The 18,326-nt window shown below is 69.5% G+C and carries 20 protein-coding genes; 9 read left to right on the top strand and 11 right to left on the bottom strand.

The window, feature by feature from the left end:
• Positions 1–62 precede the first annotated feature (62 nt).
• Entirely contained in the window at positions 63–1,703 is a 1,641-nt protein-coding gene (locus QSK35_RS02415) for a M14 family metallopeptidase (protein WP_285741758.1), read from the top strand.
• On the opposite strand, the gene QSK35_RS02410 is transcribed toward QSK35_RS02415, so the two are convergent.
• Positions 1,700–2,623, bottom strand: a complete 924-nt coding sequence (locus QSK35_RS02410) for a helix-turn-helix transcriptional regulator (protein WP_285741756.1) — start codon at positions 2,621–2,623, stop codon at positions 1,700–1,702. The genes QSK35_RS02415 and QSK35_RS02410 overlap by 4 nt on opposite strands.
• Positions 2,624–2,635: 12 nt before the next feature.
• Positions 2,636–3,853 carry an FAD-dependent monooxygenase gene (locus QSK35_RS02405; protein ID WP_285741754.1) on the bottom strand — a complete coding sequence of 406 codons (1,218 nt, stop codon included), beginning with the start codon at positions 3,851–3,853 and terminating at the stop codon, positions 2,636–2,638.
• Positions 3,854–3,933: 80 nt separating this feature from the next.
• Here QSK35_RS02405 and QSK35_RS02400 point away from each other — a divergent pair, with 80 nt between their 5' ends.
• Positions 3,934–4,488 carry a TetR/AcrR family transcriptional regulator gene (locus tag QSK35_RS02400; protein ID WP_285741752.1) on the top strand — a complete coding sequence of 185 codons (555 nt, stop codon included), beginning with the start codon at positions 3,934–3,936 and terminating at the stop codon, positions 4,486–4,488.
• Positions 4,481–5,230, top strand: a complete 750-nt coding sequence (locus QSK35_RS02395) for a putative protein N(5)-glutamine methyltransferase (RefSeq protein ID WP_285741749.1) — start codon at positions 4,481–4,483, stop codon at positions 5,228–5,230. Before QSK35_RS02400 ends, QSK35_RS02395 begins: the two co-directional genes overlap by 8 nt.
• On the opposite strand, the gene QSK35_RS02390 is transcribed toward QSK35_RS02395, so the two are convergent.
• Entirely contained in the window at positions 5,218–6,027 is an 810-nt protein-coding gene (locus QSK35_RS02390) for an alpha/beta fold hydrolase (protein WP_285741748.1), read from the bottom strand. The two genes, QSK35_RS02395 and QSK35_RS02390, sit on opposite strands and share 13 nt — an antisense overlap.
• 61 nt (positions 6,028–6,088) lie before the next feature.
• Here QSK35_RS02390 and QSK35_RS02385 point away from each other — a divergent pair, with 61 nt between their 5' ends.
• Together QSK35_RS02385 and QSK35_RS02380 are read left to right on the top strand one after the other, a co-directional pair.
• Positions 6,089–7,024 carry a hypothetical protein gene (locus QSK35_RS02385; RefSeq protein ID WP_285741746.1) on the top strand — a complete coding sequence of 312 codons (936 nt, stop codon included), beginning with the start codon at positions 6,089–6,091 and terminating at the stop codon, positions 7,022–7,024.
• A gap of 59 nt (positions 7,025–7,083) precedes the next feature.
• Positions 7,084–7,776 carry a class I SAM-dependent methyltransferase gene (locus QSK35_RS02380; RefSeq protein WP_285741744.1) on the top strand — a complete coding sequence of 231 codons (693 nt, stop codon included), beginning with the start codon at positions 7,084–7,086 and terminating at the stop codon, positions 7,774–7,776.
• On the opposite strand, the gene QSK35_RS02375 is transcribed toward QSK35_RS02380, so the two are convergent.
• A complete protein-coding gene (locus QSK35_RS02375) occupies positions 7,773–8,954 on the bottom strand; it encodes a coiled-coil domain-containing protein (RefSeq protein WP_285741742.1) in 1,182 nt (393 codons plus the stop codon). The genes QSK35_RS02380 and QSK35_RS02375 overlap by 4 nt on opposite strands.
• 141 nt (positions 8,955–9,095) lie before the next feature.
• Between QSK35_RS02375 and QSK35_RS02370 the strand changes: the two genes are divergently transcribed.
• Positions 9,096–9,257: a hypothetical protein gene (locus QSK35_RS02370; protein WP_285741740.1), complete on the top strand. Its 162-nt coding sequence runs from the start codon at positions 9,096–9,098 to the stop codon at positions 9,255–9,257.
• A gap of 38 nt (positions 9,258–9,295) precedes the next feature.
• On the opposite strand, the gene QSK35_RS02365 is transcribed toward QSK35_RS02370, so the two are convergent.
• On the bottom strand, positions 9,296–10,111 hold the full coding sequence (locus QSK35_RS02365) for an alpha/beta fold hydrolase (RefSeq protein WP_285741739.1): 816 nt from the start codon (positions 10,109–10,111) through the stop codon (positions 9,296–9,298).
• 361 nt (positions 10,112–10,472) lie between these two features.
• On the opposite strand from QSK35_RS02365, the gene QSK35_RS02360 reads away from it, so the two are divergent.
• Positions 10,473–10,610 carry a hypothetical protein gene (locus tag QSK35_RS02360; protein WP_285741737.1) on the top strand — a complete coding sequence of 46 codons (138 nt, stop codon included), beginning with the start codon at positions 10,473–10,475 and terminating at the stop codon, positions 10,608–10,610.
• Here the strand turns inward: QSK35_RS02360 and QSK35_RS02355 are convergent, their stop codons facing one another.
• Both QSK35_RS02355 and QSK35_RS02350 read right to left on the bottom strand, forming a co-directional pair.
• A complete protein-coding gene (locus QSK35_RS02355) occupies positions 10,611–11,387 on the bottom strand; it encodes an alpha/beta fold hydrolase (RefSeq protein WP_285741736.1) in 777 nt (258 codons plus the stop codon).
• A gap of 1 nt (position 11,388) precedes the next feature.
• Positions 11,389–12,060, bottom strand: a complete 672-nt coding sequence (locus QSK35_RS02350; RefSeq protein WP_285741734.1) for a PIG-L deacetylase family protein — start codon at positions 12,058–12,060, stop codon at positions 11,389–11,391.
• 88 nt (positions 12,061–12,148) lie between these two features.
• Between QSK35_RS02350 and QSK35_RS02345 the strand changes: the two genes are divergently transcribed.
• Positions 12,149–12,742 (top strand): TIGR03086 family metal-binding protein, encoded by a 594-nt coding sequence (locus QSK35_RS02345; protein ID WP_285741732.1) that lies wholly within the window; start codon positions 12,149–12,151, stop codon positions 12,740–12,742.
• A 62-nt stretch (positions 12,743–12,804) separates the two neighbouring features.
• Positions 12,805–13,227, top strand: coding sequence for a YciI family protein (locus QSK35_RS02340; protein WP_285741730.1), 423 nt, complete (start codon positions 12,805–12,807; stop codon positions 13,225–13,227).
• A 52-nt stretch (positions 13,228–13,279) separates the two neighbouring features.
• On the opposite strand, the gene QSK35_RS02335 is transcribed toward QSK35_RS02340, so the two are convergent.
• From QSK35_RS02335 to tsaA, 4 genes are all read right to left on the bottom strand, one after another.
• Positions 13,280–16,387, bottom strand: a complete 3,108-nt coding sequence (locus tag QSK35_RS02335) for a S8 family peptidase (RefSeq protein ID WP_285741729.1) — start codon at positions 16,385–16,387, stop codon at positions 13,280–13,282.
• An 87-nt stretch (positions 16,388–16,474) separates the two neighbouring features.
• Positions 16,475–17,158, bottom strand: a complete 684-nt coding sequence (locus QSK35_RS02330; protein WP_285741727.1) for an aspartate/glutamate racemase family protein — start codon at positions 17,156–17,158, stop codon at positions 16,475–16,477.
• Between the two features lie 10 nt (positions 17,159–17,168).
• Complete coding sequence (locus QSK35_RS02325) at positions 17,169–17,720, bottom strand: TIGR03086 family metal-binding protein (protein WP_285741725.1); 552 nt, start codon at positions 17,718–17,720, stop codon at positions 17,169–17,171.
• A gap of 10 nt (positions 17,721–17,730) precedes the next feature.
• Complete coding sequence (gene tsaA, locus QSK35_RS02320; protein ID WP_285741723.1) at positions 17,731–18,150, bottom strand: tRNA (N6-threonylcarbamoyladenosine(37)-N6)-methyltransferase TrmO; 420 nt, start codon at positions 18,148–18,150, stop codon at positions 17,731–17,733.
• Between the last annotated feature and the right edge of the window lie 176 nt (positions 18,151–18,326).

Raw genomic sequence — 18,326 nt, 5'->3', positions numbered from 1 at the left:
CACCAGGCATTTACATCTCTTTCAGGTCCATGTCCCTGCCATGGTCAGAAGGGGTAACACCCATGAGAAGACGCAGATCCCTGCTCGCCGCGGCCGCCGCCGCGATCACGGTCCTCGCGATCACCACCCCCGGTGGCGCGGCGCCCGGTGACACGAAGTCCACGCAGTACGCCGTCAGTGGCGTGCGCACCGTCGAACAACGCAGCCAGATCGCGAAGGCCGGTGCCGCCATCGACGAGGTCGAGGAGCACGGCGTCGTCGTGATCACCGCGACCGGCGCCGAGGTCCGCACGCTGCGGCAACAGGGCTTCGACGTCGTCGAGGTCCCCAAGCGCCTGGAGGCGGGCGCGGACGTCGGGCCGTTCGACTTCCCGGCCGCCGACGCGAACTACCACAACTACGCCGAGATGACCGCGGAGATCAACCAGGTCGTCGCGGCCCACCCGGACCTGATCACCAAGCAGGTCATCGGCAAGTCCTACGAGAACCGCGACATCATCGCGCTCAAGATCAGCGACAACGTCGCGACCGACGAGAACGAGCCCGAGGTGCTGTTCACCGCGCACCAGCACGCGCGCGAGCACCTGACCGTCGAGATGGCGCTCTACCTGATCCACCAGTTCACCGAGAGCACCGAGACCCGCGTGCGCGACCTGGTGAACACCCGCGAGATCTGGATCGTCCCGGACGTCAACCCCGACGGCGGTGAGTACGACATCGCCACCGGCAGCTACCGGTCGTGGCGCAAGAACCGGCAGCCCAACGCCGGTTCGGCCAACGTCGGCACCGACCTCAACCGCAACTGGAACTACAAGTGGGGCTGCTGCGGCGGTTCCAGTGGCAGCACCGGCAGTGAGACCTACCGCGGTCCCAGCGCCGAGTCCGCGCCCGAGGTGAAGGTCGTCGCCGACTTCGTGCGCGGCCGCAACGTCGGCGGCAAGCAGCAGATCACCGCGTCCATCGACTTCCACACCTACAGCGAGCTGATCCTGTGGCCGTGGGGCTGGACCTACGACGACATCGCGCCGGGCCTCACGCAGGACCAGCACGACACGTTCGCCACCATCGGGCGGTCGATGGCGCAGTCCAACGGCTACACCCCCGAACAGTCCAGCGACCTCTACATCACCGACGGCACCATCCCCGACTGGCTGTGGGGCACCCAGGGCGTGTTCGCCTACACCTTCGAGATGTACCCCGGCGGGTCCGGCGGCGGCGGGTTCTACCCGCCCGACGAGGTCATCCCCGCGCAGACCTCGCGCAACAAGGACGCCGTGCTGCAGCTGCTCGACCGCGCCGACTGCCCGTACGAGGCGATCGGCAAGGAACAGCAGTACTGCGGCGTCACCACCCCGCCCGGCAAGTACTTCGAGAACGCCGCGGACTTCCAGATCGGCGACTTCGCCCAGATCGAGTCGCCGGTCACCGTGGCCGGCGTGACCGGCAACGCGCCGGCCACGCTCAAGGTCGGTGTCGACATCAAGCACACCTACCGCGGTGACCTGCGCATCGACCTGGTCGCCCCGGACGGCACGACCTACCTGCTGAAGAACTACGCCACCGGCGACGGCGCGGACAACGTGCTGCAGACCTTCACGGTCGACGCCTCCAGCGAGGTCGCCAACGGCACGTGGAAACTGCGGGTGAAGGACAACTACGCCCAGGACACCGGGTTCCTCGACAAGTGGAGCCTGCAGTTCTAAGCGTCTGACAGTCGCCGCCCGAGCTCGTGGCAGCGCGCCACGAGCTCGGGCGGCGAGTGCACCTCGAAGTCACAGCCCAGCTGGATCACCCGCAGCGCCAGCCAGTCCAGGGTGTCCGCACCCATCCGCAGCCGGCACGACGTGTCGCCGACCGGCGTCACCTCGCCGACCCCGTCCGGCACGTTCGACGCGGCCGTGTGCAGCGTCAGGTCCGCCTCGTAGACCGGTGCCGAGGAGTACATCCGCCGCGTGAAGTAGGTGACCGCGTCCGCGGGCAGCTCCCGTGGCGTCGCACGGGCACCGGTCGGGAACGGCTCCGCCATCCGATCCACCCGGAAGATCCGCCAGTCATCGCGCCGCAGGTCGAACGCCAGCAGATACCAGCGGCGGCCCGCCGACACCAGCCGATGCGGCTCGGTGTGCCGCTTTTCGTCGCTGGAATTCGCGCGATAGGCGAACCGCAGCCGTTCCCGGTTCGCGATCGCGCCGGAGATCGTCGTGAGCACCTCGGGATCCACCACCGGCCCGTCCTGCGCGATCGGCACGGTCGCCGCGTGCAGGTTCGCCACCCGCCGCCGCAGCCGCGACGGCAGCACCTGCTCCAGCTTCGCCAGCGCCCGCACCGCCGCCTCCTCGACGCCGCCCACCGCGTGCGCCGAACGCAGGCCGACCGCGATCGCGACCGCCTCGTCGTCCTCCAGCAGCAGCGGCGGCATCGCCGTGCCCGCCACCAGCCGATATCCGCCGAGCGCGCCCATCGTCGCCTCGACCGGATAGCCCAGCTCCCGCAACCGGTCGACGTCGCGGCGCACCGTGCGCATGCTGACGCCGAGCCGGTCGGCGAGCTCGCTGCCCGGCCACTCGCGTGGTGTCTGCAGCAACGACAACAGGCGCAGCAGCCGGGCGGGCGTGTCGGTCATGGGCCGAGCATGTCACGCATGGGTGACAGAATCTGACCTACTTGAGTAGTCCTGTACGACGAACTCGTCCAGCGACCGCAGGCCGCCGGAGTTGAGCTTCGCCAGCCACCGCGCGACCGGCGTGGGCAACGCCGTCACGAGCTGCGCGCCCCGGCTCAGCGCCCACATCCCGAACCTCGAGGACGGGATGATCGTCTTCGCCATCGTGGCGGCCATCTTCCGGCTCTCCCGCACCAGCGGCAGCATCTCCCGTTCGTAGGCGGCGAACGCCTTCGCGTGGTCGGTACCGGCCCGCGCGATCTCGCCGGCCAGCACGTAGGCGCCGATCACCGCGATGCTCGTGCTGCCGCCGACCGCCGGGCCGGGGCAGTAGGCCGCGTCGCCGACCAGCGTGACCCGGCCGCGCGACCACGTGTCCTGCCGCAGCTGGGTGATCGAGTCGAAGTAGAACGCGCCGCCGTCGTCCAGCTGCGCCAGCCAGCCGTCCACGTCCGGGTGCATCCCCGCGAGCTGCTCGCGCAGCAGCTGCTTCTGCCGCGCGGTGTCGCGGTAGTGGTAGTCCAGCTCCTGGCCGGTGCGGAACAACATCACCACGCGCGCGTCGCCCAGGTGCCGGGCGCCGTAGATGCCCACCATGCGGCCGACCGCCAGGTGCCCGAGCATCTCGCCCGCGAGCCCGGCGGTGTTCGGCACCGACAACACCGCGAGATACGCGCCGATCCAGTGCTTGTCGACCTCACCGAACACCAGGTTGCGCACGTTGGAGTGCAACCCGTCCGCGCCGACGACGAGGTCGAACGAACGCTGTTCGGCATTGTCGAACGACACCTCACCATCGGCGGAGATCGAGGTGATCGAGTCGCCGAACACGTACTCGACGTCGTTCAAGGTGGCGTCGTAGTAGATCTCGCTCAGGTCGTCGCGCATGATCTCGACGTGCCGGTCCGAGGTGGCCTGGAAGATCTTCGTCAGGTCGACCGTGGTCGGCTTGCGCACGCCGTCGCGGTACACGGTCATCCGGTCGGTGCCGGTGGCCATGGACTCGATCTTCGGCAGCACCCCCATGCGCTCCGAGATCTCCATCGCGGGCCCGAACAGGTCGACCGCGTGCCCGCCGGTCTTGCGCAGCACCGGCGACCGCTCCACCACGGTCACCCCGTGCCCGTACCGCGTCAGCCAGTAGGCGAGCACCGGGCCGGCGATGCTCGCCCCCGAGATGAGAATCCGCATGTCATCCCCCTTCCGCTTACTTAACGGAAGGTAAGACTACACCGGTTTTTACCTTCCGGTAAGTCAGTTATTCTGTGACCGTGCCACGACCGTCAGACACCAAGCAGCGCATCCTCGCCGTCGCGCGCGGGCTGTTCGCCCAGAAGGGCGTGCAGAAGACCAGCCTCCAGGAGATCGCCGACGAGCTCGGCCTCACCAAGCCCGCGCTCTACTACCACTTCGCCTCGCGCGAGGAGCTGGTCCGCAGCATCGTGCAGCCGGTCATCGACGACGGCGAGGCGTTCCTGCTCGAGATGGAACAGCGCGACTCGGTCACCCCGCGCGAGCTGCTGGAGGGGTTCTTCGACTTCCACTACCGCCACCGGCTCGACATCATGCTGCTGCTCACCGAGCTGACCACACTCAACGAGCTCGGCCTGATCGAACGCGTCGTCACCTGGCGCGAACGCCTCGCCGTGCTCATCTGGGGCCAGGAACCCACACTGCGCCAGGCCACCCGCGCCGTCGTCGCGCTCGGCGGCATGCAGGACTGCACCGTGCAGTTCCCGACCGCGCCCGAGGACGAGCTGCGCGAGGCCTCCGTCGAGGCGGCCATGTCCGCGCTGGGTATATCGGATCTGGGCATCGATGCGTGAGGACACTGTGGTCGCGCGGCTGCGCGCGGCCGGCTGCGTGTTCGCCGAGGACGAGGCCCGCCTGCTGATCTCCACCGCACGGAGCACCGCCGAGCTCGACGACATGGTCGAACGGCGCGTCGAGGGCCTGCCGCTGGAACACGTGCTCGGCTGGGCCGAGTTCTGCGGCCTGCGCGTGGCCGTCGACCCCGGAGTGTTCGTCCCGCGCCGCCGCACGGAGTTCCTGGTGCGCCAGGCACTTTCGGTCGCCGCGGACGACGCGGTGATCGTCGACCTGTGCTGCGGCTCGGGCGCGGTCGGCGCCGCACTGCTCGCCGCGCGCCCGTTCTCCTCGGTGTACGCGGCCGACGTCGACCCCGCCGCCGTGCGCTGCGCGCGACGCAACCTGCCACGCGTCTTCGAGGGCGACCTGTACGCGGCGTTGCCGGAGTCGTTGCGCGGCACCATCTCCGTGCTCGTCGTCAACGCGCCGTACGTGCCCACATCGGCCATCCCGCTCATGCCGCCCGAGGCACGCGACCACGAACCGCTGGTGGCTCTCGACGGCGGCACCGACGGGCTCGACATCCAGCGCCGCGTCGCCCGCGAGGCGCCGTCGTGGCTCGCGCCGGGCGGCCATCTGCTGATCGAGACCTCGGTCGTCCAGGCCCCGGCTTTGCGGGAATGCTTCGCCCAGGCGGGTTTGGCGGCGCGCGTACTGTCCGAAGAGGACGCGACGGTGGTGATCGGTCAGACCGTGTGATGCAGCAACGCCGGCACGAACCGGTCCCACGTGTAGCGGGGCAGTTCGTGCCCGGTGTGCTCCAGCACCAGCAACGCCGCCAGCGGCAGCGCGTCGATCAACGCGTACCCGTGGTCCAGCGGGAACACCGGGTCGCTGTCGCCGTGCACCACCAGCACCGGCTTGTAGATCTCCGTCAGGTCGGGCGGCTCACCGAAGTCGATCAGGAAGTGGTTCGTCAGGCACGCCGCGATGTCGTTGGTGCGCGCGATGTCCCGTTTGCACAGTGCGCGCACCGCGTGTTCGTCGAAAAACGGGGAGTTGTTCGAGTACACCCGCATCAACCCGACCAGGTGTTCGACGATGTCGTACGGCGTTCGCCTCACGTACTCGACGAACTCCGGAGCCATCGGCGAGAGCCCCTCCTCGCCCGACGTCGTCGTGACGAGCGTCAACGTCTGCACGCGCCGCGGATACAGCTGCGCCGCCTTGAGCACCGTCGCCCCGGCCATCGACCGCCCGACCAGGTGCGCACGAGCGACGTGCAGCTCGTCGAGGACACCGATCGCGTCGTCCACCAGGTCGCCGAGCGTGTAGCCGGGCTCGCCCGCCGGGTAGCTGACCGAACGTCCCGTGTCCCGGTTGTCGAACCGGATCACGTACCGGCGCCCGGCCGCGATCCGCTCGCAGAGCTCGTCCTCCCACCACAGCATCGAGGCCGACGCGCCGTGAATCAGCAGGATCGCGTCGTCGGTCGGCCGGCCGAACGTCTCCACGCACAGCTCGACCCCGTTGGCCACGATGATCCGTTCAGCCACGCCAGGAGTATTTCACCGGTAAGGTTGATCGTGAGTCACAAACAATCCTGGGGGATTCATCTTGACTACCAGCAGAAAGCTGGGTGCGACCGTCGCGCTCGGCCTCCTTGCCCTGTCCCTGTCCACCACCTCGGCGTCCGCTGAGCCGTACGTCTTCGAGCTCGAGAAGGCACCTGACGGCAGCATCGGCTACCCGGCCGACATCAACGACCACGACGTCATCGTCGGCCGCACCGCCGACCGCGCCGTCAAGTGGTACGCGAACGGGAGCGCCGTGGACCTCGGCACGTTCGACGCCGACCTGAACGCCAACGCCAGGGCGATCAACAACAACGGGGTCGTCGTCGGCCAGTCCGGCATCCGGGCCGTGCGCTGGAACACCAACGGCGACATCGACTGGCTGCCGGGGCCCGCAAAGCAGTGCGCTGCCAACGACATCAACGACAGTGGCGTCATCGTCGGAACGTGCGACGACTCGTACAACTCGTTCGCGGTCCGCTGGAACACCGACGGCTCGCGCCCGTCCCTGCTGCCCCCGCTGCCCGACGACACGCGGGCGGGAGCGACCGGCGTCAACGCCGAAGGCCTGGTCGTCGGCTGGTCCGCCAACGCCGCCGGTGAGCGGCACGCCGTGGCCTGGTCGAACGGCACCACCGTCCGCCTGGGCACCGGCGTCAGCGCCGCGAACAAGGTGAACGACCGAGGCGACATCTCCGTCACCCTCGACGGCCACGCGGTGCGCTGGAACCTCTACACCGGCACCAGCACCGTGCTCGACACCCGGTCCAGCTCCGCCGAGGGCATCAACGAGTACGGCGTCGTCGTCGGCTCCGTGGCCCGCTATGGCACGACCCAGGCGGTGCGCTGGGAGGACGGCCAGGCCACCGCGCTGCCGCCCCTGCTCATCGACGGCTCGGTGAACGTCGCCTCGGCCGTCAACAGCTCCAACAACGTCGTGGGCGTCTCCCACGGCCGCGGCGTCCGCTGGCGCGGCTGATCCATCCGTGAAGGGGAACCCTTGTGCCGCAAGGGTTCCCCTCACCAGGGAGCCTGATCATGGAAAACGACTACGACACCTTCGCCGAGGCGTACACGGCCGAGAACGAGCACAGCCTCATCAACGCCTACTACGCGCGGCCCGCGATCCTGGACCTCGCCGGAGACGTGACCGGCAGGCGAATCCTCGACGCCGGCTGCGGCTCCGGTCCCCTGACCGCGGCTCTGCGCGACCGGGGCGCCACCGTGACCGGCTTCGACCGCAGCGCCAAGATGGTGGAGCTGGCCCGGCAGCGGCTGGGTCCGGACGCCGCCTTGCAGGTCGCCGACATCAGCCGACCGCTGCCGTTTCCCGACGCCGCGTTCGACGATGTCGTCGCGTCCCTCGTGCTGCACTACCTGGAGGACTGGAGCGCACCACTGGCCGAGCTGCGACGCGTGCTGCGGCCCGGCGGCCGGCTGATCATGTCGGTCAACCACCCCATCCTCCTCAAGATGGTCGACCCCAAGTCCGACTACTTCGCGATCACCAAGTGGTCCGACGAGTACGTCTTCAACGGCCAGAAAGCCGTGCTGACGTACTGGCATCGGCCGCTGCACGCCATGACCGACGCCTTCACTGCCGCGGGCTTCCGCACGGCCGTCATCAGCGAGCCACACCCGGCACCGGGTGCCCGCGAGCGGTTCCCCGAGGAGCTCGCGGGCAGAACAGCCTTCGTGTGCTTCCTGTTCTTCGTCCTGGAGGCCGTCTAACGCAGGGCGCGGAGCTCGGCGGTCACCTCGTCGAGCTGCCGCTCCGCCCGTTCCGCCCGCGCCAGCGTCTGGGTCCGGGCCTCCTCCAGCGCCGCGACCTGCGCCTGAGCGGCGTCGCGCACCTGGGCGATCTGCTCGGCGAACTCGGCGCGCACCCGCGCCAGCTCCGCCCGTGCATCCAGCGCCGACTGCTCGGCCCGCTCGGTCCGTGCCCGCGCGTCGTCCCGTTCCGATGCCGCCCGATCGGCGTCTCGGGCTGACCTCTCGGCCTCGTGCTGTGCGCGCTCTACGCGTTCGGACGCCGCGGCTTCGGCGCGCTCGATCTCGGCCGTGGTGGACTCGCGGAGCTGGGCGATCTGGAGCCCAGTGGCCTCCCGTACCTGGTCGACCTCCGCTTTCGCCGCCGCCTTGGCCTGTTCGATCTCGGCCATGGCCGCCTGCCGTACCTGGGTGATCTCGGCTTGTGCCGCGGCGCGGGCCTGTTCGATCTCCTTGGCCGCCTGCCGCCGGGCCTGCTCGGCCTGCTTGACCGCCTCGGCCTGTGCCTGGGCGACCTTCTCCTCGGCGTCGCGCCGGATCTCGTCGACCGCGGCCGCCGCCTCGACCCGGATCGCGGCGATCTCCGACTCCGCCCGCTGCACCGCCGCTTGGGCCTCGGCCCGCGCCTCGTCGCGCTCGGTGAACGCCGTGTCCACCGCGTCGTCGGCCTCCTCCGCGGCCCGCACGGCCTGCTCGGTGACCTCCTCCGCCGCTCGGCGGGCCTCGTCGGCGTCCCGGCGCCGGCGTTCCGCCGCGGCGACCGCGGCCTCGGCCTCCGCGACCCGGCGCGCCGCCTCCGCCTCGGCCGCCTGCACCTGGCTCTCGGCGACGCTCGGATCCGCGATCGTCGACAGCTCCCGCACCGCGTTGCCCAGCGTCTGCGACATCTGCTCCGACAGCACCCGGAACCGCTCGAGGAGGTCTTCGGCGCGCATTTTCGCGGTCGCCGTCCCACCGGGCTGTTTCGTCACGGTGACGGCTGCCTGTTCTTCCGCGGCCACCTCCTGCAAGCGCTGCCGTTCCCGCCAGGCCCGCCACCGCGTGTGTTCGGGCAGGTCGCAGTACTCCGACGGGCGTCCAGGCCCGCTACCTCGGAAAACCGGCCGGGTGCAGCCCGGGAAGTTACAGCTCGTCTCCACCTGAATATCGTAGCAGAATTCCGTGTGTATTAACGTTACTACACGCAACGCAACGCTATGAGACCTGCCGATTCTGACCTCCGATAAGTGAACATTATCGGTGGTTAGAGGAAGAGCGACCGGAGTCCTAACATGGTCTTCATGAGCAATCAGGTCCTCGAGGTGACGGACGAGGAGGTCACACTCCTCCGTCACGCGCTGCGCCACTACCTCTCGGAGTTCGGCCACAACGAGGCCGACATCCTCCGTTCGACGAAGAAGCTCCTGGCGAAGCTCCCCCAGCCCACGCCGAAGGCGGGCTGAAGCTGACCCGCGCCCTGCACCCCAGGGCGCGGGTGCCGCTACAGGTCCAGGATGGCGGGCACGACCACGTCCCACGTCGATCGCGGCGGCGTCTGGTGGCCCATGCCGTCGAGCATCAGCAGCCGTGCGCCAGGGATCGCGCGGGCCAGCGCCTCACCGTGGGCGGGCGGGAACAACGGGTCGTCCGTGCCGTGGATGACGAGCGTGGGCACGCGCACCTCACCGAGCCGCGGGCCGGGGTCCTCCCCCGCGTCGCCCACGACCAGCCAGTGGTTGCCGCTCGACTGGACGTTGGTCGCCCGCGCGACCACGCGGCGGGCCACCTCGCGTGTCGCCTCCTCGTCGAAGATGCGGCCGGCGAACGGGCGCTCGATCTCGACCAGGTAGTCGACGACGGCGTCCGGATCGGTCCAGTCGGGCTCCGGTTCGGGATTGTCGAACGCCGTTCGCGCCCGGTCCGCCGGAGGCGGCAGGCCGTCGCCGCCGGGACTCGTCGCGATCAGGGTCAGCGCGGCGACCCGGTCCGGGTGGAAGACCGCGATGGACTGGGCGATGCCGCCTCCCATCGACACTCCCACGACGTGGGCCCGGCCGCCGGCGACCGCGTCGATCAGGCCGACCGCGTCCGACACCAGGTCGTCGCCCGTGTAGCCGGGTTTGCCGGGTGGATCAGTGGGCGAGCGGCCCGTGTCGCGGTGGTCGAAGCGGATGACGTACCGCTCGGCCGCGAGGCGTTCGCAGAACTCCGGTTCCCAGTAGTCCATCGACGCGGCCGCGCCGGAGATCAGCAGGATCGGCGGCGCGGCCGGGGAGCCGAACGTCTCGAAACACAGCGTTGTCATCCGGTTGGCCACACGCGTGATCGTGCCATCGGTGAGCAGCCGGGCAAGCCTTTTGATGTTTTCGGGCGCTCGGCCGACACGAGTACGGCAGGACGAGGAAGGAACCGTGACTGCGTCCTATGCGCGCCGCGTCGGGATACGACGACCGACTCCAGCGCCGGTTCTGGATCAAGATCGGTTCCGTCGGGGCGGTTCTGCTGCTCGCGGTGCTGACCGTGGTGGTCATCAGGACGTCCGGCAGCTATGAGATCGGCGGGTTCATGACACTGTCCGTCGATCGACCTTCGTACCGGCTCGGCATTGCCGGGGGAACTCCGGGTACCAGGACATTCGTGACGGCGCCGAGGTCAGCGCCTACGAGAACACCTCATGCATGTTCCCGATACCGGTGTCCGACGTCCCGAAGGGATCGAAGTTCTATCAGATCGAGGTCACCCACCGCGGCAAGGTGACGCTGAAGAACGAGCCCGAGGACGGCAAGCTGTTCGCGTTCCTGACGCTCGGGAACTGATCAGTGGCCGAGGTACCGCAGCAGGATGCGGCCGAACTCCTCCGGCTGATCAAGGTTGATCATGTGCCCGGCCCCCTCCACCACCCGCATGTGCGCGTGCGGCGCGTCCTTCACGATCAGGTCGACGACATGCCGGATGTCCGCCGAGTCGAGATCGCCCACCAGGGCGAGGGTGGGCGCCCGCAGCTCGCCGAGCCGGGAGATCACGCCGATCTCCGTGTAGTGCCGCTGCCAGTTGCCGTGCCGGGCGAACCCCTCGGCCATGATCGACCGGCACCGGGCGCGATACGGGACGTCCTCGGGCGAGCGCAACGGTCCGTCCACCCACATCCGCAGGATGCACTCGATGATGGTGCCGAGGTCCTTGGCGGACCCGATCCGGGCCATGTGGTCGAGGACGAACGGGTCGTGGAACGCCATGCCGCTCACACCCGGTGCGACCAGGAGCAGCTTGTCCACGCGGTCGGGCAGCGAGATGGCGAAGTCGACGGAGGTGCGGCCGCCTTGGGACAGGCCGACCAGCGACGCGCGGTCGACGCCGAGCCCGTCGAGCAGCTGCCGGAGGTCCTCCCAGTGCGAGAACGGCGCGTCCGGCGTGGACGACCGGCCGTGGCCGCGGGCGTCGTAGCGGATCACGGTGTGGGTGGCCGACAGCGCCGAGAACTCGGCATCCCACGTGGTGCGGTCGACCGCGCCGCCGTGCAGCAGCACGACCGGGTCGCCCGAGCCGGCGATGTCGTAGCTCAGCGAGCCACCCTCGATCTGGAGATCCGCCATGTCAGGCCCCCGTCCTGAACCACTCGCGCCCGAGCAGCAGCGCGAACAACGGTAGCGGCAGCCGGACGATCAAACGCATGATTCGGCCACTGCGGCCGCGGTGCAGCTGAGAGGCGTGCGCGGCCAGCGCGGCGCGCTTCTTGCGGGCGTACCCGCGGACGTTGAACGAGTGGGTGATCTGCGCGCGGGGCGTGTAGCCGGAACGGACCAGCTCGCGCGGCATCGTCGCCTCCAGCACTCGCGTCACGCCGGCCAGCTGGGCGGCGCGGGCGCCGACGTGGTGGACCTGAACGTGGTCGCGGTGGCCGTAGCCGCCGTTGGCGTCGTAGCTGATCAGCACGGACGCCGACTCCTCCCGCAGCACCTCGGCCAACCGGCCGGCGGCCTCCTCGACGGGAGCGCGGACGAACCGTGTGCGGTCCGGCGGGTCGTCGTAAAGGAGCGGGCCGTGGCCGCTGTCGGCGTAGCCCAGGCATACGACGCGGTGCACGCCGAGGATCGCGGCGCTGGTCCGCAGCTCGTTCAGGCGATCTTCGGTGTGTTCCCCGATGATGCCGTCGGTGGCCACCACGACGACGACGCGGTGGCCGTCGGCGCCGGCGCGGGCCAGGGTGCCGCCGGTCAGCAGGACCTCGTCGTCGGGGTGGGCGTGGAAGGCCACGATCGTTGTCACCGGTCCACCATTACCAGGGTTGTCGATTTCGGGCCTTCCCGTTCGACGTGGAGGTGTGGAGGACCGGAACCCCCGAGAGGATGACGCGATGGACCAGATCGTCGAGCGGTACCGCAGACGCGCTGACGCCTTCGAACGCAAGGTGGCGGCGGTGCGTCCCGACCAGTGGGGCGACCCGTCGCCGTGTGCGAAGTGGACCGCGCGGGACGTGGTGGACCACATCGTGATGATGCACGGCGCCATGCTCCGACCGGTCGGGCGGTCGCTGAGCCCGGCGCCGGACGAGCCGCTGGCCGCGTACCGGTCGGCGCGCGCCGACGTCGAGGCGGTGCTCGACTCGGAACTGGCCGGGCAGGAGTGCGAGACGCCGAGCGGGCCGATGACGTTCCTGGAGCACGTCGACCGGGTGGTGAGCGACGACCTGGTGCTGCACGGCTGGGACCTCGCTCGAGCCACCGGCCAGGACGAGACGATCGACCCTCGCGATCTCGAGCGGATGTGGGCGTCGATGAGCGCGATCCCGGACGAGCTCATGGAGAAGTTCCGTACTCCCGGCGCGTTCGGACCCGACGTCGAGGTGTTCGGTCCGGAGGTGAAGGTGCCCGAGGACGCGCCGCTACAGGACCGGCTGCTCGGCCTGATCGGGCGCGACCCGGTAGCGCCCGTCCGCGCGGACCGGTAGGCCCAGGCATCGCGAGCGGCACCGCCGCCACAACTCATTTTGCGTGACTCAGAGGAGTGCAGATGAAGTACATGCTGATCACCTACAGCGGCGACCAGGAGGCCTGGGAGGGCCTCGCGGCGTGGTCGGCCGAGGACATGCAGCGCATGATCGACCACATGCGCGCGTTGAACGACGAGCTCGCCGCCAACGGTGAGCTGCTGCAGTCCGAGGGGCTGGGCGGCCCCGCGCGCGCCCGTGTCGTGACCGCGAACGGCGACGGGCCGCCGATCGTGAAAGACGGGCCCTACGCCGAGGCGAAGGAGGTCATCGCCGGGTACTGGGTGGTCGACGTGGCGTCCGAGGAGCGGCTGCTCGAGATCTGTCGCAGGGCGTCGGCGGCGCCCGGTCCCGGTGGGCAGATCATGAACGCGCCGATCGAGGTGCACCCGGTCATGGGCGCGCCGGACGTGGACCCGGAAACCCTGGCGCCGTACCAGAAATGACCTCGTGAGTGGTTTCCGTCGCCATGGCGACGGAAACCACTCACGACCGTTCTTACTTCAGGCCGTAAGCCCGGATGATCGTCTGGTCGACGGAGTTGCCGGCGGAGTCGTGCGCCGAGGCCTTCAGCGACACGAACTTCGCGTCCTTCGGGTGCGCGACGGCGGCGATCCACTTGCCGCCGATCCGCACCAGCCGCACCGGCTGCCACGTCGCACCGTCGTCATAGGACACCTGCACAGCGGGCGTCTTGACGTCGGTGGCCGTGGAACCGTTGCGCTGCACGTACACCGGGAACGCGAACCCGCGTCCGGCGGCGGTCCGGTTGGACTCGTCCAGATTCGGCGCGAACCGCACGGCCAGCAGCGGCAACGCGACCCGCTCGGTGCCCGCCGGCCGCGACGACGTGAACGTCCAGTCCGCGCTGATCCGGGTGGACAGCGTCGACACGGTCTCGCGGCCCGCCTCCGCGTGCAGCTGGTAGGTGCCCGGCGACTCGGGCACCGGACCGTAGACCGAGCCCTGGTATGGGGTTTCCGCCACGACCTTGCCGTCGCGCGAGAGCACCGTGCGCGCCGAGTCGACCTTCGAGCCGCCGTAGTGCCTGGGGTCCTGGTCGCTGAACATCGGCACGTTGATGCTCACCTGGTCGCCCGAGCGGTAGGCCCAGCGCCCTGGGTAGGCAGGGAACTCGGGGAACGCCGGGCCGAACACGGCGACGTTCCAGCGTTCCGTGCTGCGGCCGGTGAACTTCCGCGCGGTGGACAGCTGGGTCGCCGCCGGCGGGAACGGCTGGTCGCCGTCGAGTTCCGTCAGCGAGCCCGTCCACGGGGTGTCCGGCGTGTAGTACTCGGTCAGGTGCAGCGGCAGCTTGCCCCGCGCGACGCCGTCGCGTTCACCGACCGACTCGGCGCGGTGGGTGTGCGCCACCGAGCGGACGACGGCCAGTGAGCGATCGTGCACCTCGCGGACCAGGCCCTTCGGCACGGTGCCCTCGTGGGTGTAGGTCAGGTGGTACAGGTACGGCGAGCCGGTGAAGCCGCCGTTGCCGTCCGGTTCGCCGAGCGTCGCGGACTGCCCGTACTGGAAGTCCTGGTAGGACGTCTTGGCCGGGGTGACGCGGAACGAGTCGAAGCTGCCCAGATACATGCCGAGGCCCGTGTCACCCCACGGCAGCTTCATCCGGAACTGCAGGTCGGCCTGCCCGACCTTGGCGTTGGGTTTGTCGACCTTGAAGCCCGGTTGTTCGCCCGAGCGGGCGTCGTTGACCAGCGTGGTGGCGCCGGTGATCTCGAACGCGGGCTCGACGACCTGGGTCAGCAGCGTGAAGCCGGGGTTCTGGATGTATGTCTCGTAGTAGTACTTGCCCTTGGGCAGGCGCTGCACGAGCGTGCCGGACGCGTCGTAGCGCAGGAACGCCTTGGGCCGGTCGTGCGAGACGAACCGGTAGAAGTAGTTGCCGGTCGGCGCGCCCGCGTGGTCCACAAAGGACATCGCGACGTCGTAGCTCTCGACCTCCTTGGTGAACCCGATCGGGATCCGCAGGCCGGATGCGTCCAGCACGCCGCCGTAGAGGGCGTCCGGTGCGTCGACCGCGGTGTTCACGGTGACGGTGGCGTCGGCGGTGCCGCCCGCGGGGACGACCAGCTTCGCCGGTGACACGGTTGCCAGCGGGGCGGGCTTCATCGCGATCGACAGGTCCAGGGTCACCGGCGCGGTGCCGGAGTTGCGGTAGGTGACGGTCCTGACCATGGGTTTGTCGTCGTTGTGCGGCCACAACGCGGTGCCGAGGTTCAGCGACGCCTCCGACGCGGTGACCGTGGTGGTCACGGCTTTCGCGACGTCCACGCGACCGGCGCCCTGCTGGTAGACGGTCAGCTCGGCGTTCGGCTTGGCGGTGCTCATCAGCGCCGCCTTGAGCTGGGGCGCGGTCCAGTCCGGGTGCTGCCCGGCGAGGATCGCCGCGGCGCCCGCGACGTGTGGCGTGGCCATGGACGTACCGGACAGGGCGACGTGCGTGTCGCCGGGCTTGCCGAACTGCCCGTTCTTCGCGCGCGCGGCGACGATGCCGACTCCCGGCGCGGTGATGTCGGGCTTGATCGCGCCGTTGTTCCACCGCGGGCCGCGGGAGGAGAAGTCGGCGAGGTTGTCCTGCCGGTCCACCGCGCCGACGGTGAGCGCCTCGTCGGCGGCCGCCGGGCTGCCGATCGACTCGTCGGACGGGCCGGAGTTGCCCGCGGCCACGACGAACAGCGCGCCGGTCTGCTCGGTGAGCTTGTTGAGCGCCAGCGACATCGGATCGTCGCCCTCGCTGGGCCACGGGCTGCCGAGGCTCATGTTGACGACGTCGGCGCGAGCCGCCGCCCACTCCATGCCCGCGATGATCCACGACTCGCGGCCGCCGCCGAAGTCGTTGAGCACCTTGCCGATCGCGAGCTTCGCATCCGGCGCGACACCGCGGTAGGTGCCCTCACCGGTGATCGTGGACGCCACGTGCGTGCCGTGCCCGACGCGGTCGTCGGTGCCGGACGGGCTCTCGGTGAAGTCCTTCGACTCGCTCACCGCGTCCGCGAGGTCGGGGTGCGTGGCGTCGACGCCGGTGTCGAGCACGGCCACGGTCGCGTTCTTGCCGGTGAACCCGGCCTGCCACGCCTGTGGTGCCCCGATCTGCGGGACGCTCTTGTCGAGCGAGGCGCTGACCTTGCCGTCCAGCCACACCTTCTGGTCGCTCATCGTCTGCAGGAACGGCTGGCCCTTCGGTGCCGCCACCGCCACGGCGCCGATGCTGGCCAGAGTGGCGCCCTGCGCGTTGATGCCGCCCTGGACGATCAACGGTGTGACCGGGCTGGACGCGTCGTCGTAGCCGGAGCGCACCAGTTCGGTGATGTCGAACAGGCGCGGGTCGAGCCGGCCGGTCGAGATCCGCTGCTGCACGTCGGCCGGTACGACGTGCAGGTCGCCGTGTTCGTCCTGGTACTGCCGGAACGCGATGTGCTCGCGTCCTCGCGCGGGCCGGACACGGGCGCGGTCGCCCTCGATGGTGACGTGGTCGCCGGTCAGCAGCGTCACGCCGGCACCTGGCGGAGCCGGTGCGGCCTGCGCTGGTACTGACAGGGTGGCGGCCGCCGTGACGATGGCGGCCAGCCAGGAAAGTCTTTTCACACGAACTCCCCAGTTCGGTTTCGCTTCCTCCCCTTGAACACAGTTCCGGGTGCGCGAAACGTTGCAATGTGTGAAAAGTTGCCAGGGTTACCCGAGTGCGTGGTCGACCGCGGCTTCGACGTGCAGGCGGGTCGTGGGGAACACCGGCAGCGGGCAGTCGTCCGGGCCGATGAGCAGCTCGATCTCCGTGCAGCCCAGGATGATCCCCTCGGCGCCGTCGAACCGGGCGATCACCTCCTGGTAGACGGCGCGAGAGCTGTCCTTGACGATGCCGAGGCAGAGTTCCTCGTAGATGACCCGGTGCACCTCGGCGCGGTCCCGCCGGTCCGGCACGAGGACGGTGAGCCCGTGCTGTTCGAGCCGGTCGCGGTAGAAGTCCTGCTCCATCGTGAACGCCGTGCCGAGCAGGCCGACCCTGGTCAGCCCATCGCGGTTCACCGCGTCCGCGGTCGTGTCCCCGAGGTGGATCAACGGAATGTCGACCGCGGCCTGCACCGCGTCCGCGACCTTGTGCATCGTGTTCGTGCACAACAACAGCAGGTCCGCGCCCGCCAGCTCGACCCCGCGCGCGGCCTGCGCGAGGAGGCGGCCTGCGTCGTCCCAGCGGGCGTCGGCCTGCATCTGTTCGATCTCGGCGAAGTCCACCGAGTGCATGATCAGCCGCGCGGAGTGCAGGCCACCCAGCCGCCCGCGGACGAGCTCGTTGGCCAGGCGGTAGTACTCCGCGCTGCTCTCCCAGCTCATCCCGCCGAGCATTCCGATGGTCTGCACGCCCACAGCTTTACACGGGGATGCGTCCGGTAGCCGCCAGCAGCCGTTCGAATTCCGACGCGCCGGCCGTCGTTTCGGTGGCGGGCCCGAAGACGTTCATCTCGCGGGCGGTCGGCCCCATCTGGTCGACGAACCCGAACAGCTCGTCGACCGCGGCCGGGTCCGGGGTGAAGTCCTGGCCGGTGGCGCGGGCGATGTCCCACGCGTGCACGGTCAGGTCCAGCAGCGCCATCTGGCCGACCGTGCGGGCGGGCAGGCTCATCTGGCCGGACGTGCCCTCCTCGGCTCCGGGCGCGTCCCACGCTCTGACGAGGTTTTCCAGTTGTTTCGTGAACTCCGCGCGCCAGTCTTCTTCGACGCGGTCCGGGGTGGTGCTGAAGTCCGCGTCGCGTTTGGCAGCCAATTCCTGGAACTGGACCACCACGTGCAGCAGGTGGTTGAGCAGGTCGCGGACCGTGTACTCGGCGCACGGCGTCGGTTGGTCGAGCTGGTCGTCGGTGACGCCTTGGAGGACCGGTTCGGCCCGCTTGCGGGCGGCGTCGAGCAGTTCGCTGATCTTCATGTTCTCGACGCTATGCGTCTTCTTTACTGCTCTGATTGAACAAACGCGACAGCACTGGCTTCACGTCGAGTATCGGGGTGCCGTTGATGGCCTCCAGGCCGCGGACTCGTACCCGCAGGTTGGCGACGTCGGTGATGGTGACCCGGTGCAGGCCGATGGGGTTGGGGCGGTCGGCGGACCGGGTGCTGAACACTCCGGTCTCCGGGTTGCGGGGATCGTCTCTTGGGTGCACGACCAGGACGTCGCGGCGTGCCTGGTGCAGCCACGTCAGTACGAACACCTCGTCGCCTGCCTTCAGGTCGCGCAGTCCGGTCGCCACTTCGGGCACGAAGTTGAGCCACGCCTCGGTGTTGCTTTCGAATCCCTGTTTCGGGGCCGTGGACGGGTCGGTCAGCGGGGACTCGACGTGTCCGATCGGGTCGAGGTTCACTGTGGGCCGTCCTTTGTCGGGGTGACCTGGTTGACTTGTGGTCCTGATAGTCCGCCACTCGATGGGGTCGAAGACAGGGGTCTGTTTGAGGCGACCTGGGGGAACGGCGCGGAATTGTCAGACCCCAGCGTTACGCTTGAGCAGAAGGAAGCGCGCGGGGGCGGCGGCATCACATT

This window comes from Lentzea sp. NBRC 105346, assembly GCF_030269605.1.
Taxonomy (GTDB): Bacteria; Actinomycetota; Actinomycetes; order Mycobacteriales; family Pseudonocardiaceae; genus Lentzea.
This window is presented reverse-complemented; position numbering and strand designations above follow the sequence as displayed.